This window comes from Pseudomonas migulae NBRC 103157 (assembly GCF_002091715.1).
Classification (GTDB): Bacteria; Pseudomonadota; Gammaproteobacteria; order Pseudomonadales; family Pseudomonadaceae; genus Aquipseudomonas; species Aquipseudomonas migulae_A.
Map to the genome: position 1 here is coordinate 50,513 of NZ_BDAG01000006.1, position 25,323 is coordinate 75,835.

Below are 25,323 nucleotides of genomic sequence, written 5' to 3' on the forward strand. Positions count from 1 at the left end.
ATCATGCCCGCAGCAAACGCCGCAAGTCCCTGGTACAAGCACCTTTGGCCGTGGATCATCATCGCCATCCTCGCCTGCTCGGTGACGCTGACCTTGTCCATGGTGACGATCGCGGTGAACAATCCGGACAACCTGGTCAACGACAACTACTACGAGGCTGGCAAAGGCATCAACCGTTCGCTCGACCGCGAGCTGCTGGCACAGACCCTGCTCCTGCGTGCCAGCGTGCACCTGGATGACGTGACGGGTGAAGTCGACCTGCGCCTGAGCGGGAACAGCCAGCCGCAAACCCTGGAGCTGAACCTGATCTCGCCAACGCAGCCCGAGAAGGATCGCAAGATCACCCTCGCCCGCAGTGAAACCGAACAGGGTCGCTATATCGGCCAGTTGAGCGACAAGGTCGATGGCCGTCGCTTCGTCGAACTGCTGGGCACTCAGGACGACCACATCTGGCGCATGTTCGAAGAAGAACTGGTCAGCCATGACAAGGATCTGCTGCTGGGTGACGAACCGCTGCAGGGCGCCGAACACTTGTAGGAGCTGTCGAGTACAACGAGGCTGCGATCTTTTGATCTTGCTCTTCAAAAACAACATCAAAAGATCGCAGCCTCGTTTCACTCGTCAGCTCCTACAGGTATGAGCCCTTCCCAGACGATAAGACTCCACCTTATGACCGCCCAACTGCCCTGCTACCACTGCGCCCTGCCCGTCCCGGCGGGCAGCCGCTTTACCGCTGCCGTCCTCGGTGAAACCCGCGAGTTCTGCTGCCCGGGTTGCCAGGCTGTGGCCGAAGCGATTGTCGCGGGTGGGCTGGAAAGCTATTACCAGCATCGCAGCGAAGCCTCGGCCAACCCCGAAACGTTGCCGGTGCAGTTGGTGGACGAGCTGGCGCTGTATGACCGCGCCGACGTGCAAAAGCCTTTCGTGCACCACGACGGCGAGCTCGCCGAAGCCACCCTGTTGATGGAAGGCATCAGCTGCGCGGCGTGCGGCTGGCTGATCGAGAAGCACCTGCGCGGCTTGCCGGCGGTGGCGGAAGCGCGGCTGAACCTGTCCAACCATCGCCTGCACGTGCGCTGGGCCGATGCGCAATTGCCGCTCAGCCAAGTGCTCAGCGAACTACGCCACATCGGCTACGCCGCTCACCCCTATCAGGCAGACCGCGCCAGCGAACAACTGGCCAGCGAAAACCGCCTGGCCCTGCGCCAGCTCGGCGTCGCCGGGCTGCTGTGGTTCCAGGCGATGATGGCGACCATGGCCACCTGGCCGGAATTCAACATCGACCTCAGCCCCGAGCTGCACACCATCCTGCGCTGGGTCGCGCTGTTCCTCACCACGCCGATCGTGTTCTACAGCTGCGCACCGTTCTTCAAAGGCGCAATGCGCGACCTGCGCACCCGTCACCTGACCATGGACGTTTCGGTGTCGCTGGCGATTGGCAGTGCCTACATCGCCGGGATCTGGACTTCGATCACCGGGGTTGGCGAACTGTATTTCGATGCCGTCGGCATGTTTGCGCTGTTCCTGCTCGCCGGGCGTTATCTGGAGCGACGCGCCCGGGAACGCACCGCCGCCGCCACGGCACAACTCGTCAATTTGCTGCCGGCCTCGTGCCTGCGCCTGCGCAATGACGGCCAGAGCGAGCGCATCCTGCTCAGCGAACTGCGCGTCGGCGATCATGTGCTGGTGCATCCCGGCGCGATCCTCCCGGCCGACGGCAAGATCCTTGACGGCCAGTCGAGCATCGACGAATCCCTGCTGACCGGCGAGTACCTGCCGCAACCGCGAACGCTCGGTGATGCTGTCACCGCTGGCACCCTGAACGTCGAAGGCGCGCTGACTGTGGAAGTCCTCGCCCTCGGCCAGGACACCCGACTGTCCGCCATCGTCCGCCTGCTGGACCGCGCTCAGGCCGAGAAGCCCCGACTGGCAGAGATCGCCGACCGCGCCGCGCAATGGTTCCTGCTGCTGACGCTCATCGCATCTGCCTGCATTGGCCTGCTTTGGTGGGAGCTGGACTCATCGCGCGCTTTCTGGATTGTCCTGGCGATGCTCGTCGCGACCTGCCCGTGCGCCTTGTCCCTCGCTACGCCGACTGCCCTCACCGCCGCGACCGGCACGCTACATAAACTGGGGCTTTTGTTGACACGCGGTCATGTGCTGGAAGGCCTGAACCAGATCGACACGGTGATCTTCGACAAAACCGGCACCCTTACCGAAGGGCGCCTGGCGTTGCGTTCGATCCGCCCCCTCGGCGCACTCGACAGCGATCAGTGCCTGAGCCTCGCTGCCGCCCTCGAAAACCGTTCCGAACACCCGATCGCCCGTGCATTTGGCCGCGCGCCGCTGGCCGCCGAGGAAGTCCACAGCACACCGGGGCTGGGCCTGGAAGGTGTGGTCGGCGAGCAACGCCTGCGGATCGGCCAACCGGGTTTTGTCTGTGAACTCAGTGACGCCGCCGTACCGTTGATGCCCGATGAGGCCGGTCAGTGGCTGTTGCTCGGCGACAGTCAGGGGCCGCTGGCGTGGTTCGTCCTCGACGACCGTTTGCGCGTCGATGCGCCCGCATTATTGAAAGCCTGCAAGGCGCGTGGCTGGCGCACGTTGCTACTGTCCGGCGACAGCTCGCCGATGGTCGCCAGCGTCGCCGCGGAACTGGGCATCGACGAGGCCCGCGGCGGTTTGCGTCCGGACGACAAATTGCAGGTCCTGCAACAGTTGCACAAGGAAGGTCGCAAGGTGTTGATGCTCGGCGACGGAGTCAACGATGTTCCGGTGCTGGCGGCCGCCGACATCAGCGTCGCCATGGGTTCGGCCACCGATCTGGCGAAAACCAGTGCCGACGCCGTGCTGCTGTCCAACCGACTCGACGCGCTGGTGCAAGCTTTCAGCCTCGCCCGGCGCACCCGTCGGGTAATCATCGAGAACCTGCTGTGGGCCGGGCTGTACAATGGCCTCATGTTGCCGTTCGCCGCCCTCGGCTGGATCACGCCGGTGTGGGCCGCGGTCGGCATGTCGATCAGTTCGTTGACCGTGGTGCTGAACGCCCTGCGCCTGACTCGCCTGCCGAGCGCGCCGGCCGCCAGCGCCACGCCAGAAACCCGCCCGCTGCCGGCTTGAGCCGCGCGGGCATGGAGCCTTCCCATGCCAGCTCTCTACGTGATGATCCCGGCCGCGCTGCTGATCGTGGCCATCGCGGTCTACATCTTCTTCTGGGCAGTCGACAGCGGTCAGTACGACGACCTCGACGGCCCGGCCCACAGCATCCTGTTCGACGACCAGGATCCGAAACACACCGCTGCGGTCGACGAAGCCAGCGGCCATCCGGTCAAACCGGACGACAAGGCGCCCCCGCATGTTTGAGTTGGCGCCACTGCTGGTGTCTGCGGTGATCCTCGGCCTGCTCGGCGGCGGTCATTGCCTGGGCATGTGCGGCGGCTTGATGGGCGCGTTGACCCTGGCGATTCCCAAGGAACAGCGCAGCCGACGCTTTCGATTGCTGCTGGCCTACAACCTCGGGCGAATTCTCAGCTACGCCACTGCCGGCCTGCTGATCGGCCTGGCGGGTTGGGCGGTGGCGAACAGCCCTGCGGCGATGTTCATGCGCATCCTCGCCGGGTTACTGCTGATTGCCATGGGGCTTTATCTCGCGGGCTGGTGGAGCGGGCTGACCCGCATCGAAAGCGTCGGGCGCGGTCTGTGGCGGCATATCCAGCCCGTCGCGACCAAACTGCTGCCCGTGTCGAGCGTTCCCCGCGCATTGTTGCTCGGCGCGCTCTGGGGCTGGCTGCCCTGCGGGCTGGTTTACAGCACGCTGCTGTGGTCGGCGAGCCAGGGCAATGCGCTGGACAGTGCATTGCTGATGCTCGCGTTCGGCCTTGGCACCTGGCCGGTGTTGCTCGCCACCGGGCTGGCGGCCGAGCGTGTCACGGCGCTGTTGCGCAAACGTAGCGTGCGGATGGCCGGAGGACTGCTGGTCATGCTGTTCGGCATCTGGACCTTGCCGGGGCCGCATCAGCACTGGCTCATGGGGCACTAGATCGGCGGCGCCCCCTTCGCGAGCAAGCCCGCTCCCACATTCGACCGAGTTTCTTCAGGGGGAATGCAATTAAATGTGGGAGCGGGCTTGCTCGCGAAGAGGCCCGCACCGCCAACACAAATCCTGACCTTTGATGCAAATCAAGAGGCCCCAACGCCGCACCCCATAGACTTGCCGACACTGCCAGCCTATCCGGGGGAATGCCCGCATGATGCTCGACGCCATTCGTTGGGACACTGATCTGATCCGCCGTTATGACCTGGCGGGACCGCGCTACACCTCCTACCCGACCGCCGTTCAGTTCGACGGTCATGTCGGCACCTTCGACCTGTTCCATGCGCTGCGCGAAAGCCGCAAGGCCCTGCGCCCGTTGTCGCTGTATGTGCACGTGCCGTTCTGCGCGAACATTTGCTACTACTGCGCCTGCAACAAAGTCATCACCAAGGATCGCGGGCGTGCCCTGCCCTACCTGCAACGCCTGGAGCAGGAAATCCAGCTGATCGCCTGCCACCTCGACCCGGCGCAGAAGGTCGAGCAGCTGCACTTCGGCGGCGGCACGCCAACCTTTCTCAGCCATGACGAATTGCGCCAGCTGATGGCCCAGTTGCGCAAAAGCTTCAACCTGCTGGACGACGACACCGGCGATTACGGCATCGAAATCGACCCGCGGGAAGCCGACTGGTCGACCATGGGCCTGCTCCGTGAACTGGGTTTCAATCGGGTCAGCATCGGTTTGCAAGACCTCGACCCGGCGGTACAACGGGCGGTGAATCGCCTGCAAAGCCTGGAAGAAACCCGGGCGGTGATCGACGCGGCGCGGACGTTGCAATTCCGCTCGATCAACATTGACCTGATCTACGGCTTACCCAGACAGACACCCGACAATTTCGCCCGCACCGTCGACGAAGTGATCAACCTGCAACCGGACCGGTTGTCGGTGTTCAACTACGCGCACTTGCCGGAGCGCTTCATGCCGCAACGGCGAATCAACAGCGACGAGTTGCCGACCCCGGCGCAGAAACTGGAGATGCTCCAGCGCACCATCGAACAACTGACCGCCGCCGGCTATCGCTACATCGGCATGGACCACTTCGCCCTGCCCGACGATGAACTGGCGATTGCCCAGGAAGAATCGACCCTGCAGCGCAATTTCCAGGGCTACACCACCCACGGTCATTGCGATCTGATCGGCTTGGGCGTCTCGGCCATCAGCCAGATCGGCGACCTGTACTGCCAGAACAGCAGCGACCTGAACCAGTACCAGAACGCCCTGGCCTCCACGCAACTGGCGACCAACCGCGGCCTGCTGTGCAACGCCGATGACCGCGTCCGGCGGGCGGTGATTCAGCAGTTGATTTGCAGTTTCAACGTGGAATTCGCCGAGATCGAGCAGGCCTTCAACATCGATTTTCGCGGATACTTCGGCGAGTTGTGGCCACAGCTGCAAGGCATGGCCGAGGATGGGCTGATCGAACTGAACAATGAACGGATCAACGTACTGCCCGCCGGACGATTGCTGGTGCGTTCGGTGTGCATGGTGTTCGATGCCTACCTGGAACAACAGAACCGCCAGCGGTTTTCGCGAGTGATCTAACGTTTCATCGCCCCTTCGCCGCGCTGTGACAAAATGGCACAGCGCTGGCCTGATTGTCTCGCCGTGGGTTACCCTTACGTCTTATGTGTGTTTTCTCACAAGGATTTAAGAAATGTCCGAGCCAGTAAAGCTGCGCGCTAATAGTCAGGCCCATTGCAAGGATTGCAGCCTGGCTCCCCTCTGCCTGCCACTTTCTCTGAATCTGGAAGACATGGATGCGCTGGACGACATCGTTAAACGTGGCCGCCCATTGAAAAAAGGCGAATTCCTGTTCCGCCAGGGCGACGTTTTCGATTCCGTTTATGCAGTACGCTCTGGCGCCCTGAAAACCTTCAGCCTCAGCGATGGCGGTGAAGAACAGCTCACCGGCTTCCATCTGCCGAGCGAACTGGTCGGGCTGTCGGGCATGGACACGGAAAAGCATCCGGTCTCGGCGCAGGCACTGGAAACCACCTCGGTCTGCGAAATTCCGTTCGAACGCCTCGACGAACTGGCGCTGCAACTGCCGCAATTGCGCCGTCAGCTGATGCGCGTGATGAGCCGCGAAATCCGCGACGATCAACAAATGATGTTGCTGTTGTCGAAAAAAACCGCCGACGAGCGCATTGCCACGTTCCTGGTCAACCTGTCGGCACGCTTCCGCGCTCGCGGCTTCTCGGCCAATCAGTTCCGCCTGAGCATGTCGCGCAACGAAATCGGCAATTACCTGGGCCTGGCGGTGGAAACCGTGTCACGGGTGTTCACGCGCTTCCAGCAGAACGAACTGATCGCCGCTGAAGGCAAGGAAATCCATATCCTTGACCCGATCCAGCTCTGCGCCCTGGCCGGCGGCTCGATCGAAGGCTGAATCCGGCGATCGCGGCTGAGCGAAACGGTTCAGCCGCCGTTATACTGCGACGTTTGCAGCCTGCCAGGACAACTCGACGATGGTCTTCGACTCCTTCGACATCAAATCCCTGATCCGCCCTGTGATCGACTTCCCGAAACCGGGCGTCATCTTTCGCGACATCACCCCGCTGTTCCAGTCGCCCACCGCCCTGCGCCTGGTGATGGACAGCTTTGCCCACCGTTACCTCGAGGCTGATTTCACCCACATCGGTGCCATGGATGCCCGTGGTTTCCTGATCGGCTCGGTGCTGGCCTATCAGTTGAACAAGCCGCTGGTGCTGTTCCGCAAACAAGGCAAACTGCCGGCCGACGTGCTGGCCGAGGGTTATGCGACCGAGTACGGCGAAGCCTTCCTTGAAGTGCACGCCGACAGCCTTTGCGAAGGCGATTCGGTGGTGATGTTCGATGATTTGATCGCCACCGGCGGCACGCTGATCGCGGCGGCCAACCTGATTCGACGCATGGGTGCGCGGGTGCATGAAGCGGCGGCGATCATTGATTTGCCGGAGTTGGGTGGGTCGCAGCGGCTGGAAGATATGGGGATTCCTACTTTCTGCCTGACGCAGTTTGCGCTTAGCGATAAGTAAGGGGTGCCTTCACGGGCCTCTTCGCGAGCAAGCCCGCTCCCACATTTAATCTCCTGCGCACACAAAATTTGTGTTCGACAGCAATCAAATGTGCGGGCTTGCTCGCGATGAGGCCAGCAGCCACACCACCAACTAAAGCCCCATCTGCTTGCTGATAATCTCGTTCATCACTTCCCGCGTCCCGCCACCAATCGACAAGATGCGATTGTCCCGATAAAGCCGCTCCACCAGACTTTCGCGCATATACCCCAAGCCCCCCAGAATCTGCACCGCATCGCTGGTAATCCGATCCGCCGTGTCCGTCGCGAAATTCTTGGCCATGGAAATCTCCTTGATCACACTCTGCCCGGCAGCCATTTTTGCCGCCTGCCGATAGGTGAATTCCCGTGAGACCTCCAGTGCCGTAGCCATTTCCGCAAGGCGATGCTTGAGCACCTGAAACTTGCCGATCGGTTTCCCGAACGCCTCGCGCTGACGCGCCCACTTCAGGCTTTCTTCCAGCGCCAGTTGCGCGGTCATGTTGGCCATCAGCGCCAAGGCCAGGCGTTCACTCTGGAAGTTGCCCATGATGCAGGCGAAGCCCATGTTTTCGGCGCCGATCAGATTGCCTGCAGGTACGCGGCAATCGTCGAAGAACAACTCGGCTGTGTCCGACGCCCACCACCCCATTTTCTTCAATTGGCGGCCCACGGTGAAACCCGGCGTGCCCTTCTCGATCAGCAACAGACTGATGCCGCCGAATCCGGGCGCGCCGGTACGCACCGCGACGGTGTAGTAATCCGCGCGCACGCCGCTGGTAATAAAGGTTTTGCTGCCGCTGACCCGGTAAAAGTCGCCGTCGCGCACGGCGCGGGTTTGCAGGTTGGCCACATCGGAGCCGCCACTGGGCTCGGTGACGGCCAGTGCGCTGATCTTCTCGCCGGCCAGTACCGACGGCACCACGCGATCCCGGACCTCGGGCCTGGCCCATTTGAGGATCGGCGGCAAGCCGATGTCCAGCGAGCCTAACCCGGCGACCAATCCGCCGGAGCCGCAGCGCATCAACTCTTCGCTGGCGGCGATTTTGGCGAACAGATCACCTTCGTGACTGCCGCCCAGGGCTTCGGGGTAACCGATCCCCAGAATCCCTGCCGCACCGGCCTTGAGGTAAAGCTCCCGGGGAAAGCTTTCGGCCTCCTCCCACTGTTCGATGTCCGGAAGAATCTCGCGCTCGACGAAACGTCTGACGCTGTCACGGACCAATTGGTGGTTGGGGTCGAAGTATTCCTGAAAGGCAGGCATCGGCGAACTCCACTGAGGGGTTCAGCGAAGTTAACCGAGCGCTTGCTTGGTTTTCAACAGGATTGTGTGAATCAGGTGGACCGAGGTGCCTGGATCGCCGGCAAGCCGGCTCCTACAAGGACGCGTGATATCTCTGTAGGAGCCGGCTTGCTGCGGGCGGCGTTCCGACGATGGCGTCGGTTCGAACACTACAAAGCGATCGGCTTACGCCCCGCAAACGAATGCGCCAACGTCCCGCCGTCCACCAATTCCAGCTCGCCACCCAACGGCACGCCGTGGGCGATACGCGAGGCGATCAGGCCTTTGTTGTTGAGCAACTGGGCGATGTAGTGCGCCGTAGCTTCACCTTCGACCGTCGGGTTGGTCGCGAGAATGACTTCGGTGAAGGTACCCGCCTCTTCGATCCGTGCCAGCAACTGCGGAATCCCGATGGCTTCCGGCCCGAGCCCGTCGAGCGGTGACAGATGGCCCTTGAGCACGAAATAGCGTCCACGGAAACCGGTCTGCTCCACCGCGTAGACATCCATCGGTCCTTCCACCACGCACAGCAAGGTGTCGTCGCGACGGGTATCGGCACATTGCGGGCACAGGTCGTCTTCGGTCAGCGTGCGGCACAAACGGCAGTGCCCCACGCCTTCCATGGCCTGGCTCAACGCCGACGCCAGGCGCGAGCCACCGCTGCGATCACGTTCGAGCAGCTGCAAGGCCATGCGCTGGGCAGTTTTCTGACCCACGCCTGGCAAAATTCGCAGGGCATCGATCAGTTGGCGAATCAAAGGGCTGAAGCTCATGGGGGAAACGTCCGACAAAACAACGAGACGCGGTTTATACCCGCGCCTCGAATGAGCGTCAATTATTCAGTCCTGAGCGACCCGCACCACCAGTTTGCCGAAGTTGCGTCCTTCCAGCAGACCGATGAACGCCTCGGGTGCATTTTCGAGACCATCGACCACGTCTTCACGGAATTTCACCTTGCCGTCGCGCACCCACGGCGCCATGGCGCTGATAAATTCCGGCTGGCGATCACCATAGTCATCAAACACGATGAAACCCTGGATGCGCACACGTTTGGTCAACAACGTGCGCTGCAATTGCGGCAGGCGATCCGGGCCGGTCGGGGCCTCGTGGGCATTGTACGACGCGATCAAACCGCAAAGTGGAATGCGAGCCTTGGGGTTGAGCAACGGCACCACCGCGTCGAAAACCTTGCCACCGACGTTCTCGTAATAGATGTCGATGCCCTGGGGACATGCCAGCGCCAGCTCATGGGCGAAGTCGGGGCTCTTGTGATCGATGCAGGCATCGAAGCCCAGCTCATCTACCACATAACGGCACTTGTCCGCGCCACCCGCCACACCGACCACACGCAGGCCCTTGATCTTCGCCACCTGGCCGACCACCGAACCCACGGCACCGGACGCCGCAGCGACCACCAGGGTTTCGCCGGATTGGGGTTGGCCGATGTCCATCAACCCCATGTAAGCGGTCATCCCAGGCATGCCGAGCACGCCCAGCGCCATCGACGGGCTCGGCAGCCCGGACGGCACGGGAGTGATGTTGCGACCGTCGCTGATGCTGTGGCTCTGCCACCCGGTAGCGCCGACGACCAGATCACCTTCGTGAAACCTGGGATTCATCGAACGCTCGACCCGGCTGACAGCCCCGCCAGTCATCACCTCGCCGATTTCTACCGGCGCCGCGTAGGAAGGCGCGTCACTCATGCGTCCGCGCATGTAGGGGTCCAGTGAAAGAAAAAGGGTCTTGAGCAGCACCTGACCGTCGGCCAGGTCCGGCAGCGCTTCCCTTTCCAGGCGAAAATTCTCTGGCGTCGGTGCGCCAACCGGGCGGGACGCCAGGACGATACGTTGGTTGAGGGTCAATGCTTCTGGCATGTGAGCGTCTCCTTTGATCGATGAATTCGGCGGTATAGGGGAGCAGACCTTTGTGGCGGTGGGGCGTTCGATGTTTTTGTCCGGGACCGAGTCGACCTCTTCGCGAGCAAGCCCGCTCCCACATTGGAACGCGGTCACCTGTGGGAGCGGGCTTGCTCGCGAAGGCGGCCTCACAGGCATCACTATTCCAACAGACAGAAACAAAAATGCCAGGCGCAATGCCTGGCATTTTTTTTTAGCTCATCCGACGCGCTTTGGCGAATCAGAATGGCAGTTTCATGCCGGGTGGCAATTGCATGCCAGCGGTCATGCCGGACATCTTGTCCTGGCTGTTGGCTTCGATCTTGCGCACGGCGTCGTTGACGGCGGCGGCGAACACAGCCTCCAGCATTTCCTTGTCGTCTTCGCTCAGGCCTTCGACCAGGCTTGGGTCGATGGTCACGCGCTTGACGTCGTGACGACCGGTCATCACCACGGTGACCATATCGCCACCGGCTTTACCGGTGACTTCGGCGTTGGCCAGTTCTTCCTGCATCTTGGCCATTTTTTCCTGCATCTGCTGCGCCTGCTTCATCAGGCCGGCCATGCCACCTTTCATCATGGGAATCACCTCAAAGTACTTGGATAAAAACAGCGCCCGGCCCATGCGGCCGAACGCCTTCAGTTATTAGCCCTGACTGGCCAGGGCTTCGACAGGTTCAATAGTATCGTTACGGACCACCGCACCGAACTGCTGCATCATTTGCTGGATGAACGGATCACCGTGGATCGATTCCTCGGCCTCGCGCTGGCGGTTTGCACGGCGCCGGGAGGCGGCCTGTGCCGGGGTTTCCTGCTCGGGCTTGATCAGCTCCATGCTCAGGGTCAGCGTGCGCCCGTGAAACTGGTTCAACGCATCATTGAGACGACGCTGCTGGGTCGCATTGAACAAGGCGCTGTGGGCCGGGTCCAGGTGCATCAGCCAATGATCGCCCTCCACGGAGATCAGCGTGCAGTTGGCGGCGATGCTGCCGGTCATGCCGGAAATCGGCAATTTCGGGAACAGCTCCAGCCATTGCAGGGCCAGACCGGTGGCGGGCATCGCGGCCGGTTCAGGCTCGGGCTCCGGCGCTGGCTCGGCGGTATGTTCGCTGGCCAGTTCGTCGAGGTAGCTGTAAGCCGAATCCATGTCCGGCTCGATGTAATCCTCATCCAGCGGCGGCTCGTCGTCGGGGTCGATACCCGGTGTAGCGGCGTCGACGTCGGCCACGGACGGCTCGGGGATTGGCGCAGCGGCCCACTCCGGCGCGTCCGGCACAACGCTATCAGGCGTCGGCAACGGCATCGGGGGCAATTCGGGTTGCTCGCCAGCTGTTTCCAGCACCGGCTCGACGGCTGGCTGCTGAACGATTTCGGGCTCTACCGGGTCGTTCCATGGCAGATCGACGACGGCTTCAACCGCGGCTGGCTCGGGCACGACAACCGGTTCAGGCACGACAACGGGCGCGACCGGCTCAGGCTCTGGTGCGGGAACTGGAGCAACAACCGCAGCGACCGGTGCAACTGCCGCAGCGACCACCGGCGCAACAACCGGCGCGGCAGCCACTGAGTTTGCGGAATCAACTGTGGCCTGGCTGATCCCCACTGGCTTTAGCGGTTGCCTCGGTGCGTCTTCGGTGTCTGCGGGCCGGAACGCCAGCATTCGCAGCAAGACCATTTCAAAACCACCACGCGGGTCAGGCGCCAGCGGCAAATCGCGGCGGCCGATCAGGCCCATCTGGTAGTAGAACTGCACGTCTTCGGCCGGCAAGGCCTGGGCCAGCGCCAACACCCGATCACGGTCGCCGTGACCATTGTCGACACCTTCAGGCAAGGCCTGGGCGATGGCGACACGGTGCAGCACGTTAAGAATTTCCGAAAGCACGCCGTTCCAGTCCGGGCCTTGTTCGGCCAGATGACGGACGGCCTCGAGCAACGCCTTGGCGTCGCCTTCGATCAGCGCATGCAGTACGTCGTAAACCTGACCGTGATCGAGCGTCCCGAGCATTGCCCGCACGTCGGCGGCCATGACTTTGCCCTCACCGAAGGCAATCGCCTGGTCGGTCAGGCTCATGGCGTCGCGCATCGAACCATCGGCGGCGCGGCCCAGCAGCCACAGTGCATCGTCTTCGAACGGCACATTCTCGACGCCCAGCACGTGGGTCAAATGCTCGACCACGCGTTCCGGGGTCATGTTTTTCAGGGAGAACTGCAGGCATCGCGACAAAATCGTTGCAGGAAGTTTCTGCGGATCAGTCGTCGCCAGAATGAATTTGACGTAGGGCGGTGGCTCTTCGAGGGTTTTCAGCAGCGCATTGAAGGAATGGCTGGAGAGCATGTGCACTTCGTCGATCAGGTAGACCTTGAAGCGACCGCGACTCGGGGCGTACTGCACGTTGTCGAGCAGCTCGCGGGTGTCCTCGACCTTGGTCCGGCTCGCGGCGTCGATCTCGATCAGGTCGACGAAGCGGCCTTCATCGATCTCGCGACACACCGAGCACTCGCCACAGGGCGTCGAAGTGATACCTGTTTCACAGTTCAGGCATTTGGCGATGATCCGCGCGATGGTGGTCTTGCCGACCCCGCGCGTTCCGGTAAACAGGTAAGCGTGGTGCAGCCGTTGGCTGTCCAAGGCATTGATCAGAGCCTTGAGCACATGGGTCTGGCCGACCATTTCGCGGAACGAGCGCGGACGCCATTTACGTGCAAGAACCTGATAACTCATCGAAAACCGTCGCAACGAAGGAACAGAAGCGGCTAATGCTAGCGGAGCAAGGCCAAAATTGCATCCGGCGCGCTCGTCTAATCTGGCTAAGATGCTCTTTGGGGGTATTTATCGGAGTGTTTATGCGGCTGGCCTTGGGGGCACTGCTGTTGATCAGCCTGAACAGCGCTGCCACCGACGTGCCGTTGCGTTTCGTGGTGCCCGACAGCTGGGCGATGCCGATGGTGCAACTGGAGCGCGGCCGACCGACCCAGGGCATCCTGCATGACGTAATGGTCAGCCTCGCCACCCAGGTCGGCGTTCCGGCCGAGTTTCACGTGCTGCCCCGGGCGCGGGTGCAAGGCGCGATGGAACACGGCGAGGTCGATGTCCGCTGCTATGCCGCGCAGTCGTGGCTGCCGAATCCCGAGGACTACCTCTGGAGCATTCCCCTCTGGAATCAGCCCGACATGCTGATCAGCCGGCAACAACCGGAGATCGCGGTGACTCCGGCAAACTTGCCGCGACAAGCCATCGGTACGGTTTTGGGTTACAGCTACCCGGCCCTGCAGCCACTGTTCGATGCCGGCCGCCTGATTCGCGAAGACGCGCGCAACCAGGATCAAGTGCTGGACAAGCTTCTGGCCGGACGTTATCGCTATGCCGTGAGCAACCAGTGGACGCTCGACTGGTTCAATCAACGCTTGCTGCCTGACGGGCAACTGCAAGGCGTGGCGGTGCTGCAGGAGCAGAGTGTCGGTTGCTACGTGCGCAATGATCCGAAAGTGCCGGCGCAGCGCATTCTGCGCACCTTGCTGAGGATGAAAATGTCCGGGGAGATCGATGACATCATCCGGCTTTACGTCGGCAAACCGTAAAAACCTGTGGGAGCGAGCTTGCTCGCTCCTACATTTGATCTTCATATGCCCGACAAACGAGGTCAGGCTGTTTGATCCAGCCCCCGCCATTGCAGCGGTGCAACAAACCCCTCGACCCAGCCCGGCACCTCCGCCGCCGGCATCGGTCGAGCGATGAAGTAACCCTGGGCAACGTCGCACCCCAGCTGCAACAACAGCTCACCATGCTCAATGCTTTCCAGCCCCTCGGCGACCACCTGTCGGCCAAACGCCCGGGCCAGGCCAATGACCGCCGTGGTCAGGGCCAAGTCATCGTGATCATGCAGAATGTCGCGGATAAACGACTTGTCGATCTTGATGGTCTGGGTGCGCAAGCGCTTGAGGTAGCTCAACGATGAATACCCGGTGCCAAAGTCGCCCAATGAAAACTGTACACCGAGCGCCTGACAGGCCTGCAGACAAGCGCTGACATGCTGGATGTTTTCGATGGCCACCGACTCGACGATTTCCAGGTCGAGCATCTGCGGCGCGACCCGGTCATGCCGGGCAAGCACCTGCCTGAGGCGGTCGACGAAGTCCGCCCGCTGAAAATGCCGGGCGGCAATGTTGACGCTGATCGGCCAGCCCTGCCCCGCTTGCTGCCAACGGTCCAACTGCAACAACACCTGATCCATCACCCACTCACCGATATCGATGATCAGGTCCGTTTCCTCCACCAGCGGCAGGAACTCCTTGGCCGGCACCGTGCCGTCTCGCGGGTGCTCCCAGCGCAACAGCGCCTCGAAGCCGACGACAACGCCGTGTCGCATATTGACCTTGGGCTGGAAATACAGGCGCAGTTCACCGGCAGCCAGCGCCTGGCGTACCCGTTCGACAGTCTGGTGAGTGGCCTTGACCTCTTGATCCCGGAACACATCGAACAAATGGAAACGATTGCGCCCGCTCTGCTTGGCCACATACATGGCCTGATCGGCGTGACGCAGCAGGGTTTCGGCGTCTTCGTTGTCGTGGGGAAACAGGGTGACGCCGATGCTGGCATAGACATTCAAGGCCTTGCCCTGCAGCGCGTACGGTGCGGAGATCGCCCCCAGCACTCGGTTCAGCGCCGCGCGCAACTCCGACACATCACGCACATAACGCAACACCAGCACGAACTCGTCGCCGGCCAGTCGCGCCACCACATCCTCGCCGCGAACAATGTCGCGCAGACGCTTGGCCACCTCCACCAGCAACAGGTCGCCACTGGCATGCCCGTAGCCATCGTTGACCGCCTTGAAGCCATCGAGGTCGAGCATGCACACCGCCAGCGGAATGTTTTCCTCGCGGGAGAAGGCCAGCGCCTGATCCAGTAAATCCGAGAGAAACGCGCGGTTGGGCAGCCCGGTCAACACGTCATGGCCGACCCGCCATTGCAGGGAATGCAGCAATTGGCGTTTTTCGCTGATGTCGAAACGAATCGCCAGGTAACGGTGAATCCGCCCGGTGGCGTCATCCAGCACCGGCACCAGGGTGCTTTCGACCCAATACAGACGGCCATCCTTGGCGCGATTGCAGATCTCGCCCTTCCAGACATTGCCCAATGCGATGGTGCGCCACATCCCGGCAAAAAAATCAGCGGAATGCAGGCCGGAGTTGAGCAGGCGATGGTTCTGCCCGAGCAGTTCATCCCGGCTATAGCCAGATATGGCGCAAAACTGATCATTGACGTAGGTAATCCGGCCGGTCAGATCGGTCTCGGAAAAAATGGCGGCGGCATCAACGGCCCTGCGGTATTTCTCATCCATGAGTCACGCTCACTGTCGCTAGCGGTGGTACCGCTCGACCAGCGCACAATGCCCGGAAGAGATGTTTTGAATCGTACTGCGCAGAGCCACGTGATCACTCCATTTACAGCGATTGATGGCCCATTGGCAGCCGAAGATCAACTAGTCTCAAAGACCCTGATAAAGAGCAGCAACCACGATTTCGGTAACATTTTGCAAGGCCTCAGGTCGCGTCAGCGCTTCACATACCGCTCGCACGAGCGCAATGCTGGCTCTTCCATATCAGCCGAACTTCCGAAAACAGATCACCGAATACCCCTCTGGATCGGCGATTCTACGAAATGCATCACATTTTGCAAAGCAAGGTGATGAATCATGCGGTTGTCTAATGCGAAAATCTATCGTTAAGTTCTTGATTCTAAATGGGAATTGAGCGATGCAAATTTCAAGTTTGGGTCCAGCCATCCGGCGTTACCGCAAGGTCGCGGGGCTTACTCAGGCTGAACTCGGCGAAAAAACCGGTTTTGACCCCAAAACCATCAGCCGCTTCGAAACCGGCACCTACACTCCCAGCGTGGAAGCCCTGTTCCTGCTTGCCGACGTGCTGGACGTGAAGCTGAAAGCCTTTTTCGCAGATTTGGGCGACGAAGACGAACAGCGGGCGTACCTGTTCGCAGTCATACATAAAGCCACCCCGAAGGATCTGGGAAAGCTGATTGCAGCGGTTGACCAGGCCTTGTCCAAGCCTTAGTGACAGAAATGAAAAAAGGAGGCCGACCTGTCGTGGTTTGACAGGTCAACCTCCTTTTTTTGCGCCGTTTTCAAAAACCCAAACGACGAAAATCCGCCCTGGACGAGAACCATGGCAGAACAATAAAACGGTATTTTTTGATGGATAACGCGAGAGAGGGCTCGCGGTGCGTTATGGAGGCAACCCCACCAGCCACACCCCGGCACACAATGTTCCCGCTGTGGCTGCTTCCTTCCGGATCTGACCAGGTTCACGGGTAATCGTTGCGGGGGGACCGATGGGGTCACCATAACGACGCTCACCTGACGGCGAGCCGCGCCATTGTACCTGTCTGAGACGAAGTTACAACCGTTGGGTGTAGATAAAAAACATGAGCGGGTTCAAGGACATGCGGCGCGCTTGAAAAGGTCGCAGCCTTCGGCAGCGCCTACAGGTGTACGCCCATTCATGTAGAAGCTGCCGAAGGCTGCGATCTTTTGATCTCATTGCGCCAACACCTCATCCGCCCTGCCGCCCTCCTGCTGGATCACCAGGTGAATAAAGTGCAACTTGGCGATCACCGCCGGCGACAGGACGAACGGGTAGAAATCCGGTTGGCCCATGCTGCGCGATAGCTCGTTGAGCATGCCAGCCAGTTCGATCCAGGCATTGACGAAGGACAGGAACGCCATACCCCCGGGATGCTGCGGATCGTAGAGGGTTGTGGACGGAAATGGCTGGTAGTCGAAATCCATTTCCCGCGCGCTCATGCCGAAACCGAGTGCAGTGTCCACCGCATCCATCATGTGCAGGTAGTGCGCCCAGGTTTCCGCCCAGTCTTCCCATGGATGCATAGTGGCGTAGGCGCTGACGAACTGCTGCTGCCAGTCGAGCGGCGCGCCTTGCTGGTAATGGCGATCAAGGGCATCGGCGTAACTCGCGCGCTCGTCACCGAACAGGTTGCGAAACGGCTCCAGCCAAGGGCTGCCGGCGATCAGCCGATCCCAATAATAGTGTCCGACCTCATGACGAAAGTGCCCGAGCAGCGTGCGATAGGGTTCGTGCATTTGCACCCGGACTTGCTCACGGTGGGCGTCGTCGGCTTCCTTGATGTCGAGGGTGATCAGGCCGTTGGCATGGCCAGTCGTCGGCGGTTTGCCTTCGAGGTCGACGCCAATGAAATCGAAGGCCAGGCCGGTCTCTTCGTCCGCGGTTTTGGGAATGACCTGCAAACCCAGGCTGATCAACTGTGCAACCAGACGACGCTTGGCGGTTTCGACCTTGCGCCAGCGTTCGTGATTCTCAGGAATCGACAAATCAGGAATGGTGCGATTCAGGCTACAGGCGATACATAACGCATCGTGGTCGTTGGCAGGCAATAGCCAGTTGCACGCGGCAGGGGAATCGAGATTGGCGCAGCGGCGGAACATACCGGCGTCGGGATCGGCGTCGAGAATCCAGGTATCCGCCTGCTGGCCGGGTTGCAGCGACGACAAACGACTGTGCTCAGGCTGATAACCCAGCGCCGCCGAACAGGCCAGGCACTGGCTGTTGCGAAAGAACAGCGACTGCCCGCAGCGGCAATGCCAGACCTTGCTGTTGCGCGAACGCTCGCCGGTGAAGGGCGCGGCAATGCGCGAGCTGAGCTGTTCGAAGAAGCGGTGCATGGCGATCTCTCCCTGGGGCTTGCCAAGACTAGATCATTGCCGCGCGAAGATCGTTCCCGCATTTTATGTGAGGAAAATCAAAAGATCGCAGCCTTCGGCAGCTCCTACCTTGATGAGCGTACACCCTGTAGGAGCTGCCGAAGGCTGCGATCTTTTGATCTTGCACTTCCCGGTGTCAGATCGGGATGCCGTGTTTCTTCAGGAAATCGACAAACGCTTCTTCATCGAGAACCTTCAACCCGAGCTCATTGGCCTTGGCCAACTTGGAGCCCGCACCCGGCCCCGCCACCACGCAATGGGTCTTGGCCGACACCGAGCCGGCCACCTTGGCGCCCAGGCTTTCCAGCTTGTCCTTGGCGACGTCACGGCTCATCAATTCCAGCGAACCGGTCAGCACCCAGGTCTGTCCGGCCAGCGGCAGTCCCTCGACGACCTTCTTCTCGCTCTGCCAGTGCATGCCGAAATCGCGCAACTGCTTTTCAGCGGCTTCAGCGATCTGGCGATTGTCCGCCACGGCAAAAAACTCGCGAACCGAATTGGCCTGTTTCTCTGGCAGCGCCTGACGCATGTCCAGCCAGTCAGCGCCGAACACGCCTTCCAGCGAACCAAACTTGTCCGCCAGTTTCTGCGCCCCGCCCGGCCCGACCGAAGGAATGTGCAACTTGTCGAGGAAACCGCCCAGCGTGGTGCTCGCTGCAAACTCGGCGCCCAGGTCGCCCTGATCCTGAATCTGCAGGCCATGCCTGAGCAGATCCGCGATTACCTGCCGGTTATGCGCATCTTCAAAGAAGCTGTGGATCTCGTGAGCCACTTCCAGGCCGACATCCGGCAAATACGTGAGCACGTGCGGCAATGCTTGCTGAACCCGCTCCAGCGAACCGAGAGAGCGCGCCAGCACCTTGGCCGTCTCCTCGCCGACATCGGGAATCCCCAGGGCGTAGATAAACCGCGCAAGGCTCGGTTTTTTACTGTCTTCGATGGCGCTGAGCAGCTTCTTGCTCGACAGCTCCGCAAACCCTTCCAGATCGACAATGTCGTCAAACTTCAACGCATAAAGGTCGGCCGGAGAACTCACCAGGCCTTCATCGACCAGTTGCTCGACGCTTTTATCGCCCAGCCCTTCAATGTCCATCGCGCGACGCGAGACAAAGTGAATGATCGCCTGCTTGAGCTGCGCACCACAGGCCAGTCGACCGACGCAGCGATACACCGCGCCCTCACTGACGGTCTCGCGACCCTTGCTGCGCTTGACCAGTTGCGTGCGTTCGACATGGGAACCGCAAACCGGGCACTTCTGCGGGATCTGTACCGGACGCGCATTGTCCGGACGGCGCTCCATGACCACTTGCACCACTTGCGGAATCACATCGCCCGCACGACGGATGATCACGGTGTCGCCGATCATCAGGCCCAGACGCGCGACTTCGTCCATGTTGTGCAACGTCGCATTGGCCACGGTGACGCCCGCCACCTTGACCGGTTTCAAGCGCGCCACCGGTGTGACTGCACCGGTACGACCGACCTGGAATTCCACGTCGAGCAATTCGGTGAGTTCTTCCATGGCCGGAAATTTGTGGGCAATCGCCCAGCGCGGCTCGCGAGCGCGGAAACCCAGCTCACGCTGGGAGGCGATGCTGTTGACCTTGAACACCACGCCGTCGATTTCATAGGCCAGGCTGTTACGGCGCTCACCGATGTCGCGGTAGTAATCCAGGCACTCATCGATACCGTGGGCCAGTTTCAACTCGCGACTGATGGGCATGCCCCACGCCTGAAGCTGCTTCAGATTGCCGATGTGCGTGTCGGCAATGTCCGCTGAAACCTGGCCGATGCCGTAGCAGCAGAATTCCAACGGACGGTTGGCGGTGATCTTCGAATCCAGCTGACGCAAACTGCCCGCCGCCGCATTGCGCGGGTTGGCGAAGGTCTTGCCGCCGACTTCCAGTTGCGTTGCGTTGAGCCGTTCGAAACCGGCTTTGGACATGAACACTTCGCCGCGCACTTCGAGGGTCGCCGGCCAGCCCGTGCCTTGCAGTTTGAGCGGGATGTTGCGCACGGTGCGCACGTTGACACTGATGTCTTCGCCGGTGGTACCGTCGCCGCGGGTCGCACCACGCACCAGCACACCGTCCTGATAAAGCAGGCTGACCGCCAGGCCATCGAGCTTCGGTTCACAGCTGTATTCCACCGCCGCACCACCGCCAAACAAGTCGCCGACCGGCAGATCAAGCCCTTCCGTCACACGGCGATCGAACTCGCGCATGTCGTTTTCTTCAAAGGCATTGCCGAGGCTGAGCATCGGCACTTCGTGACGCACTTGAGTGAACGCTGACAGCGCCGCGCTGCCGACGCGCTGGGTCGGCGAGTCGCTGGTGATGAGGTCAGGGTTGGCCGCTTCAAGGGCCTTGAGTTCATGGAACAACCGGTCGTATTCAGCGTCCGGAATGCTCGGCTCGTCCATCACGTGGTAGCGATAATTGTGCTGATCCAGCTCAGCGCGCAGTTCTAGAATGCGGGTTTTGGCGGCGGTCATGGGTGTTCTCTCATAAAGCAAAAGAGCAGCCGAGGCTGCTCAATCTGTAAACGCGGTTTAATCATTGCAGGAGCCGGCTTGCTGGCGATGCCGGTTCGAGGACGCCATCGCCAGCAAGCCGGCTCCTGCAAGGCACGGGTTATTACGACTTCCCGCACGTTGCCAATTTCAGCGCTTCTGGGTCAGCGCGCGACGTTCGAATTCTACGATGCGCTGACGGTAATGCTCGATCGTCTGGGCGGTCAGTACGCTGCGCTGGTCATCCTTCAGTTCGCCATTCAGCTCCTGGGACAACTTGCGTGCTGCAGCCACCATCACATCAAAAGCCTGCTTCGGATGACGCGGGCCTGGCAGGCCGAGGAAGAAACTCACCGCCGGTGTGCTGAAGTGATCGATGTCGTCCAGATCGAAGATGCCCGGCTTGACCGCATTGGCCATGGAGAACAGGACTTCGCCATTGCCGGCCATGCTTTCGTGGCGGTGGAAGATGTCCATTTCGCCGAAACGCAGACCGCTTTCCAGAATGTTCTGCAACAGCGCCGGGCCCTTGAAGCCGGCGGCGTCGCGGCAGATCACGCTGATCACCAGCACTTCTTCGGCTTGCGGTTGTTCCTTGTCGCTGACCGATGGCGAGGCCTTGGTGTCATCCGGGAAATCGTCGTCACGGCTGCTGAAGCTCGGGCCGCCGTCCAGATCCAGGCTGAGGTTCATGTCGCCTTGCGACGGTTCACCATGGCCACGCTTGCCGCGCTTGGAACCCGACTCGCGCGGTTCACGGGCAGGCATGCTCACCGACGGCAGGTCGTGCTCGTCCAGTTGCGGTTCTTTGTGGGTATCCAGGACGCGGGGCGGGCCCAACAGCTCGGCGCTGGTGTCCTCGTCCGGCAAATTGGACAGACTCCGGTCAAGACGGAATTTCAGTTTTCCCTTGCCGCCGCGCATGCGACGCCAGCCATCGAAAAGAATACCGGCAATGACAATAATGCCGATGACGATCAGCCACTCGCGCAGACCGATTTCCATGTAATCCCGTGCCTCTATAAAAAATGCTGAAAAATAAGGGGTTTACAACTCGCAAACCGCTTTAAAACGTGGCGCCAACTCTATGTTCTGACAGGCGTTTTGCCCACGTATACGAAAAATTGACATTAAACTAGCACGACCCAAGGCAACTTTACACCGTCTGTCACAATGGCTTGCGCGAATATGTCGATTGGCCAGCAAGTAGAGGGAGGTAAAAAAGTCCTACAAACTAAAAATACCCACCTTACGTGCGCTGACTCAGGCCTCCACCATCGCCATCGCCTCCTCGACATCCACGGCCACCAGACGCGAGCATCCCGGTTCGTGCATCGTCACCCCCATCAATTGTTCGGCCATTTCCATGGCGATCTTGTTGTGGGTGATATAGATGAACTGCACCGTCTGCGACATCTCTTTGACCAACCGTGCGTAGCGTCCAACGTTAGCGTCATCCAGTGGTGCATCAACTTCATCGAGCATGCAGAACGGCGCCGGATTCAACTTGAAGATCGCAAAAACCAGGGCCAATGCGGTCAGGGCTTTTTCGCCGCCGGAGAGCAAATGGATGGTGCTGTTCTTCTTTCCGGGCGGCTGCGCCATGATCGTCACCCCTGTATCGAGTAGATCTTCGCCCGTCAGTTCCAAATACGCGCGGCCTCCACCGAAAACTTTTGGGAAAAGCGCCTGTAAACCGCCATTGATCTGATCAAAGGTATCTTTGAAACGATTGCGGGTTTCCTTGTCGATCTTGCGAATCACGTTCTCGAGGGTGTCCAGTGCTTCCACCAGATCGTCGTTTTGCGCATCCAGATAACGTTTACGCTCTGATTGTTGCTGATATTCGTCGATGGCCGCGAGGTTGATCGCACCGAGACGCTGAATGCGTGCGGCAATGCGCTCGAGTTCTTCTTCGGCGTCCTTCTCGCTGGCTTCGGTGGTCAGCGTGGCGAGCACCCCGTGCAGGTCGTAGCCGTCTTCCAGCAACTGATCTTCCAGGGTCTTGCGGCGCACGGTCAGGGCTTGCCATTCCATGCGTTGCGTTTCCATCTGGCCACGAATCAACTGCGATTGCTGTTCGGCCTGGTGGCGGCGCTTCTCGGCGTCTCGCAGTTCACGGTCGGCGTCTTCGAGGGCGATCTGCGCGGTCTTGAGTTCTTCATCGACGGTCATGCGCTTGTCGAGCAACTCTTCGAGCTTCAGGCGCAGCTCTTCCAGCGGCGCCTCGCCCTCCTCCAGATTGAGGCTCAGTTGTTCGCGTTTTTCTGTCAGGCGCTCGGACTGCATTTCCAGCCGCTCCAGCGCCTGACGCGTCGAGTCGTGTTGCGCCCTGAGCGACCCCAGACGCACCGCCAGTTGATGCGCGTGATCCTTATGCTGACGAGCCTCCTGACGCACGCGATCAAGCCGCTCGCGCAGGCTGTCGCGCTGGGCCAGCAGCAGCTCACGCTGCTCGGTGTCCAGTGCCATGGCATCGAGGGCCTCCTGCAATTGCAGGCGCGCTTCACCGATGTTTTCGTGCTCCAGAGCGCGCTGTTCGGCCAGCTCGGTGAGTTCTTCATCAAGCCGGGTACGGCGCAAGGTCAGTTGTTCGACCTTGGCTTTTCCAGCGGACAATTGGGCTTTCAATTCGCCTTGCTGACGCGCTTCGTCCTGCAGCAAACGACGCAAATGTTCGCGACCGTTTTCCTGCTGACGCTGCTGCGCCCTGAGATTTTGCAGTTGGGTTTCCAGGGTTTCGACCGTGGCCTCGCGCTCTTCACGTTCGCTGCTCAGTTGCTGGATTTCCTGTCCGCGAGCCAGCACACCGCTTTCCGCTTCGCTGGCGCGGCGCACCCGCAAAAAGTGCCGACCGACCCAATAACCGTCACGACTGATCAGGCTCTGGCCGGCACTCAACTGACTGCGCAGGGCCAAGGCCTGTTCGAGGCTTTCCACCGGTTTGACCTGACCCAGCCATGGCGACAGATCGACCTGCGCCTCGACCTTGTCGAGCAAGCTGCCGGGAACGCGCACGCCATCGCTGGCGGGGCTGAGCAAACGCAAATCGCCCTGGGCAAAACCGGCCAGATCGAAATCGCCGAAATCATCCACCAGCACCGCTTGCAGATCGGCACCCAGCACGGTTTCCACCGCCAGCTCCCAACCGGCTTCTACGTTCAGGCCTTCGGCCAGTCGCGGGCGGTCCGCCAGGTGCTGCTCACGCAACCATTCAGCGGTGCCGGTGCCCGGATCGAGCGCGGCTTGCTGCAAGGCTTCAAGCGAAGCGAGACGCCCGTTGAGGCGCTGCAAATCACCCTGTGCCTGTTGTTGGGCCGACAGCGCTTGCTGCAACTCCTGACGCAGCTGCTCAAGGCGTTCGACCTGCGCTTCTTCACTGGCCTGCAAATCTTCCAGTGTCGCTTCGCTGGCGGCGAGTTGCTCGCTGAGTTCCATGATCGCTGCGTCTTCCGGGTCCGCCGAGAGCAACGCGCGCTCTTCGCCGAGACGCTTCTGACGATCCGCCAGGCGTTCCAGGCTGGTTTCCAGCTGCTGGATCCGCGACTGCTGGACTTCCGATTGGCGACGCGGCTCGGCGGCGGTCAGGTTGAACGTGTCCCACTGCTCCTGCCAGCCGTGCATGGTGGTTTCGGATTCTTCCAGCGCGGCGGCGGCTTCTTCGGCGGCGGCGCTGGTGACTTCCTGCTCCGGCGTGAGCATGTCCAGCTCTTCGCCGAGGGTCAGCAGCAATGTGCGGTCGTGGCCCAAATGCGATTCGGTTTCCAGACGCGCGCGCTCGGCTTCTTTCAGATCGTCCTGCAACTGACGCAAACGTTGCTGACCGTGCTGGATACTCTGCTCGACCCGGGCAATGTCGCCACCGACCGAATAGAAACGGCCCTGCACCAGATTGAAGCGTTCGGACAGGTCATGGTGCCCGTCACGCAAGCGTTCGATGCTCGCATCGGCGTTGCGTTGCTCGGCCACCAGCGCTTCGAAGGTGACTTCCTGGGTGCCGATGATCGCTTCGCGCTGCCCCACCTGTTCGTTCAGCGCCTGCCAGCGCAATGCTGACAGTTGCGCCTTGAGCTGACGCTCCTCGCCCTTGTATTCCTGATACTTCTTGGCGGCCTCGGCCTGGCGGTGCAGGCGTTCGAGCTGACGCGTAAGCTCTTCGCGCAGGTCCGTCAGGCGCTCCAGGTTTTCGTGGGTGCGACGAATGCGGTTTTCAGTCTCGCGCCGGCGCTCCTTGTACTTGGAGATGCCCGCCGCTTCTTCAATGAAGTTGCGCAAGTCTTCGGGCTTGGATTCGATCAGCTTGGAGATCATTCCCTGCTCGATGATCGAGTAACTGCGCGGGCCCAGGCCGGTACCGAGGAAGATGTCGGTGATATCGCGGCGGCGGCATTTGGTGCCGTTGAGGTAATAGGTGGTCTGGCTGTCGCGGGTCACTTTGCGGCGAATGGAGATTTCCGCGTAAGCCGCGTATTCGCCGAGCAGCGTGCCGTCGGAGTTGTCGAACACCAGCTCGATACTCGCCTGGCTCACCGGTTTGCGGCTGGTCGAACCGTTGAAGATGACGTCGGTCATCGACTCGCCACGCAGGTTCTTGGCCGAGCTCTCGCCCATCACCCAGCGTACGGCGTCGATGATGTTCGACTTGCCGCAACCATTGGGCCCGACCACCGCCGCCATGTTACTGGGGAAGTTCACCGTGGTCGGATCGACGAAGGATTTGAACCCCGCCAGTTTGATGCACTTGAGCCGCAC

The 25,323-nt window shown here is 60.9% G+C and carries 19 protein-coding genes and 1 other RNA gene; 9 read left to right on the top strand and 11 right to left on the bottom strand.

Annotated features, from left to right (window positions below; genetic code table 11):
* Positions 1-3 precede the first annotated feature (3 nt).
* The 7 genes from PMI01S_RS06720 to PMI01S_RS06750 all read left to right on the top strand — a co-directional run bounded on the left by PMI01S_RS06720 (position 4) and on the right by PMI01S_RS06750 (position 7,108).
* Complete coding sequence (locus PMI01S_RS06720) at positions 4-537, top strand: FixH family protein (protein ID WP_084318625.1); 534 nt, start codon at positions 4-6, stop codon at positions 535-537.
* A gap of 132 nt (positions 538-669) precedes the next feature.
* A complete protein-coding gene (locus tag PMI01S_RS06725) occupies positions 670-3,120 on the top strand; it encodes a heavy metal translocating P-type ATPase (RefSeq protein ID WP_084318627.1) in 2,451 nt (816 codons plus the stop codon).
* A 24-nt stretch (positions 3,121-3,144) separates the two neighbouring features.
* Positions 3,145-3,363, top strand: coding sequence for a cbb3-type cytochrome oxidase assembly protein CcoS (gene ccoS / locus PMI01S_RS06730; protein ID WP_084318629.1), 219 nt, complete (start codon positions 3,145-3,147; stop codon positions 3,361-3,363).
* On the top strand, positions 3,356-4,039 hold the full coding sequence (locus tag PMI01S_RS06735; RefSeq protein WP_084318631.1) for a sulfite exporter TauE/SafE family protein: 684 nt from the start codon (positions 3,356-3,358) through the stop codon (positions 4,037-4,039). Before ccoS ends, PMI01S_RS06735 begins: the two co-directional genes overlap by 8 nt.
* A 211-nt stretch (positions 4,040-4,250) precedes the next feature.
* Positions 4,251-5,633, top strand: coding sequence for an oxygen-independent coproporphyrinogen III oxidase (gene hemN, locus PMI01S_RS06740; RefSeq protein WP_084318826.1), 1,383 nt, complete (start codon positions 4,251-4,253; stop codon positions 5,631-5,633).
* 112 nt (positions 5,634-5,745) lie between these two features.
* Positions 5,746-6,480 (top strand): fumarate/nitrate reduction transcriptional regulator Fnr, encoded by a 735-nt coding sequence (gene fnr, locus PMI01S_RS06745; protein ID WP_084318633.1) that lies wholly within the window; start codon positions 5,746-5,748, stop codon positions 6,478-6,480.
* 79 nt (positions 6,481-6,559) lie between these two features.
* Positions 6,560-7,108, top strand: a complete 549-nt coding sequence (locus PMI01S_RS06750) for an adenine phosphoribosyltransferase (protein WP_084318635.1) — start codon at positions 6,560-6,562, stop codon at positions 7,106-7,108.
* A 132-nt stretch (positions 7,109-7,240) separates the two neighbouring features.
* Here PMI01S_RS06750 and PMI01S_RS06755 read toward each other — a convergent pair whose 3' ends face one another.
* The 5 genes from PMI01S_RS06755 to dnaX form a co-directional block, all read right to left on the bottom strand.
* On the bottom strand, positions 7,241-8,389 hold the full coding sequence (locus tag PMI01S_RS06755) for an acyl-CoA dehydrogenase family protein (RefSeq protein WP_084318637.1): 1,149 nt from the start codon (positions 8,387-8,389) through the stop codon (positions 7,241-7,243).
* A 188-nt stretch (positions 8,390-8,577) separates the two neighbouring features.
* Positions 8,578-9,180: a recombination mediator RecR gene (gene recR / locus PMI01S_RS06760; RefSeq protein ID WP_017337523.1), complete on the bottom strand. Its 603-nt coding sequence runs from the start codon at positions 9,178-9,180 to the stop codon at positions 8,578-8,580.
* A gap of 66 nt (positions 9,181-9,246) precedes the next feature.
* Positions 9,247-10,281 carry an NADPH-dependent curcumin/dihydrocurcumin reductase gene (gene curA / locus PMI01S_RS06765; protein ID WP_084318639.1) on the bottom strand — a complete coding sequence of 345 codons (1,035 nt, stop codon included), beginning with the start codon at positions 10,279-10,281 and terminating at the stop codon, positions 9,247-9,249.
* A 262-nt stretch (positions 10,282-10,543) separates the two neighbouring features.
* Positions 10,544-10,882, bottom strand: a complete 339-nt coding sequence (locus PMI01S_RS06770) for a YbaB/EbfC family nucleoid-associated protein (protein ID WP_008028561.1) — start codon at positions 10,880-10,882, stop codon at positions 10,544-10,546.
* Positions 10,883-10,948: 66 nt separating this feature from the next.
* Positions 10,949-13,024 carry a DNA polymerase III subunit gamma/tau gene (gene dnaX / locus PMI01S_RS06775; protein ID WP_084318640.1) on the bottom strand — a complete coding sequence of 692 codons (2,076 nt, stop codon included), beginning with the start codon at positions 13,022-13,024 and terminating at the stop codon, positions 10,949-10,951.
* 122 nt (positions 13,025-13,146) lie between these two features.
* On the opposite strand from dnaX, the gene PMI01S_RS06780 reads away from it, so the two are divergent.
* Positions 13,147-13,881 carry a substrate-binding periplasmic protein gene (locus PMI01S_RS06780; RefSeq protein ID WP_084318642.1) on the top strand — a complete coding sequence of 245 codons (735 nt, stop codon included), beginning with the start codon at positions 13,147-13,149 and terminating at the stop codon, positions 13,879-13,881.
* Positions 13,882-13,943: 62 nt separating this feature from the next.
* Here PMI01S_RS06780 and PMI01S_RS06785 read toward each other — a convergent pair whose 3' ends face one another.
* Complete coding sequence (locus tag PMI01S_RS06785) at positions 13,944-15,644, bottom strand: putative bifunctional diguanylate cyclase/phosphodiesterase (RefSeq protein WP_084318643.1); 1,701 nt, start codon at positions 15,642-15,644, stop codon at positions 13,944-13,946.
* 415 nt (positions 15,645-16,059) lie between these two features.
* Between PMI01S_RS06785 and PMI01S_RS06790 the strand changes: the two genes are divergently transcribed.
* On the top strand, positions 16,060-16,374 hold the full coding sequence (locus PMI01S_RS06790; RefSeq protein WP_084318645.1) for a helix-turn-helix domain-containing protein: 315 nt from the start codon (positions 16,060-16,062) through the stop codon (positions 16,372-16,374).
* A 183-nt stretch (positions 16,375-16,557) separates the two neighbouring features.
* Here the strand turns inward: PMI01S_RS06790 and ffs are convergent.
* The 5 genes from ffs to smc all read right to left on the bottom strand — a co-directional run bounded on the left by ffs (position 16,558) and on the right by smc (position 25,323).
* Positions 16,558-16,654: signal recognition particle sRNA small type (ffs, locus tag PMI01S_RS06795), an RNA gene on the bottom strand.
* Positions 16,655-16,856: 202 nt separating this feature from the next.
* Positions 16,857-18,020: a zinc-binding metallopeptidase family protein gene (locus PMI01S_RS06800; RefSeq protein WP_084318647.1), complete on the bottom strand. Its 1,164-nt coding sequence runs from the start codon at positions 18,018-18,020 to the stop codon at positions 16,857-16,859.
* A gap of 175 nt (positions 18,021-18,195) precedes the next feature.
* Entirely contained in the window at positions 18,196-20,553 is a 2,358-nt protein-coding gene (ligA, locus tag PMI01S_RS06805) for an NAD-dependent DNA ligase LigA (RefSeq protein WP_084318649.1), read from the bottom strand.
* Between the two features lie 168 nt (positions 20,554-20,721).
* On the bottom strand, positions 20,722-21,576 hold the full coding sequence (gene zipA / locus PMI01S_RS06810) for a cell division protein ZipA (protein ID WP_017337515.1): 855 nt from the start codon (positions 21,574-21,576) through the stop codon (positions 20,722-20,724).
* 258 nt (positions 21,577-21,834) lie between these two features.
* Positions 21,835-25,323, bottom strand: a complete 3,489-nt coding sequence (gene smc / locus PMI01S_RS06815) for a chromosome segregation protein SMC (RefSeq protein ID WP_084318651.1) — start codon at positions 25,321-25,323, stop codon at positions 21,835-21,837.

Coding starts and splice junctions, on each gene's coding strand:
- PMI01S_RS06785 (WP_084318643.1), bottom strand. CDS start 15,644: ATGGATGAGAAATACCGCAGGGCCGTTGATGCCGCCGCCATTTTTTCC.
- ligA (WP_084318649.1), bottom strand. CDS start 20,553: ATGACCGCCGCCAAAACCCGCATTCTAGAACTGCGCGCTGAGCTGGAT.
- ccoS (WP_084318629.1), top strand. CDS start 3,145: ATGCCAGCTCTCTACGTGATGATCCCGGCCGCGCTGCTGATCGTGGCC.
- PMI01S_RS06770 (WP_008028561.1), bottom strand. CDS start 10,882: ATGATGAAAGGTGGCATGGCCGGCCTGATGAAGCAGGCGCAGCAGATG.
- hemN (WP_084318826.1), top strand. CDS start 4,251: ATGCTCGACGCCATTCGTTGGGACACTGATCTGATCCGCCGTTATGAC.
- PMI01S_RS06750 (WP_084318635.1), top strand. CDS start 6,560: ATGGTCTTCGACTCCTTCGACATCAAATCCCTGATCCGCCCTGTGATC.
- PMI01S_RS06720 (WP_084318625.1), top strand. CDS start 4: ATGCCCGCAGCAAACGCCGCAAGTCCCTGGTACAAGCACCTTTGGCCG.
- PMI01S_RS06725 (WP_084318627.1), top strand. CDS start 670: ATGACCGCCCAACTGCCCTGCTACCACTGCGCCCTGCCCGTCCCGGCG.
- fnr (WP_084318633.1), top strand. CDS start 5,746: ATGTCCGAGCCAGTAAAGCTGCGCGCTAATAGTCAGGCCCATTGCAAG.
- dnaX (WP_084318640.1), bottom strand. CDS start 13,024: ATGAGTTATCAGGTTCTTGCACGTAAATGGCGTCCGCGCTCGTTCCGC.
- PMI01S_RS06800 (WP_084318647.1), bottom strand. CDS start 18,020: ATGCACCGCTTCTTCGAACAGCTCAGCTCGCGCATTGCCGCGCCCTTC.
- PMI01S_RS06735 (WP_084318631.1), top strand. CDS start 3,356: ATGTTTGAGTTGGCGCCACTGCTGGTGTCTGCGGTGATCCTCGGCCTG.
- recR (WP_017337523.1), bottom strand. CDS start 9,180: ATGAGCTTCAGCCCTTTGATTCGCCAACTGATCGATGCCCTGCGAATT.
- PMI01S_RS06780 (WP_084318642.1), top strand. CDS start 13,147: ATGCGGCTGGCCTTGGGGGCACTGCTGTTGATCAGCCTGAACAGCGCT.
- PMI01S_RS06755 (WP_084318637.1), bottom strand. CDS start 8,389: ATGCCTGCCTTTCAGGAATACTTCGACCCCAACCACCAATTGGTCCGT.
- curA (WP_084318639.1), bottom strand. CDS start 10,281: ATGCCAGAAGCATTGACCCTCAACCAACGTATCGTCCTGGCGTCCCGC.
- zipA (WP_017337515.1), bottom strand. CDS start 21,576: ATGGAAATCGGTCTGCGCGAGTGGCTGATCGTCATCGGCATTATTGTC.
- PMI01S_RS06790 (WP_084318645.1), top strand. CDS start 16,060: ATGCAAATTTCAAGTTTGGGTCCAGCCATCCGGCGTTACCGCAAGGTC.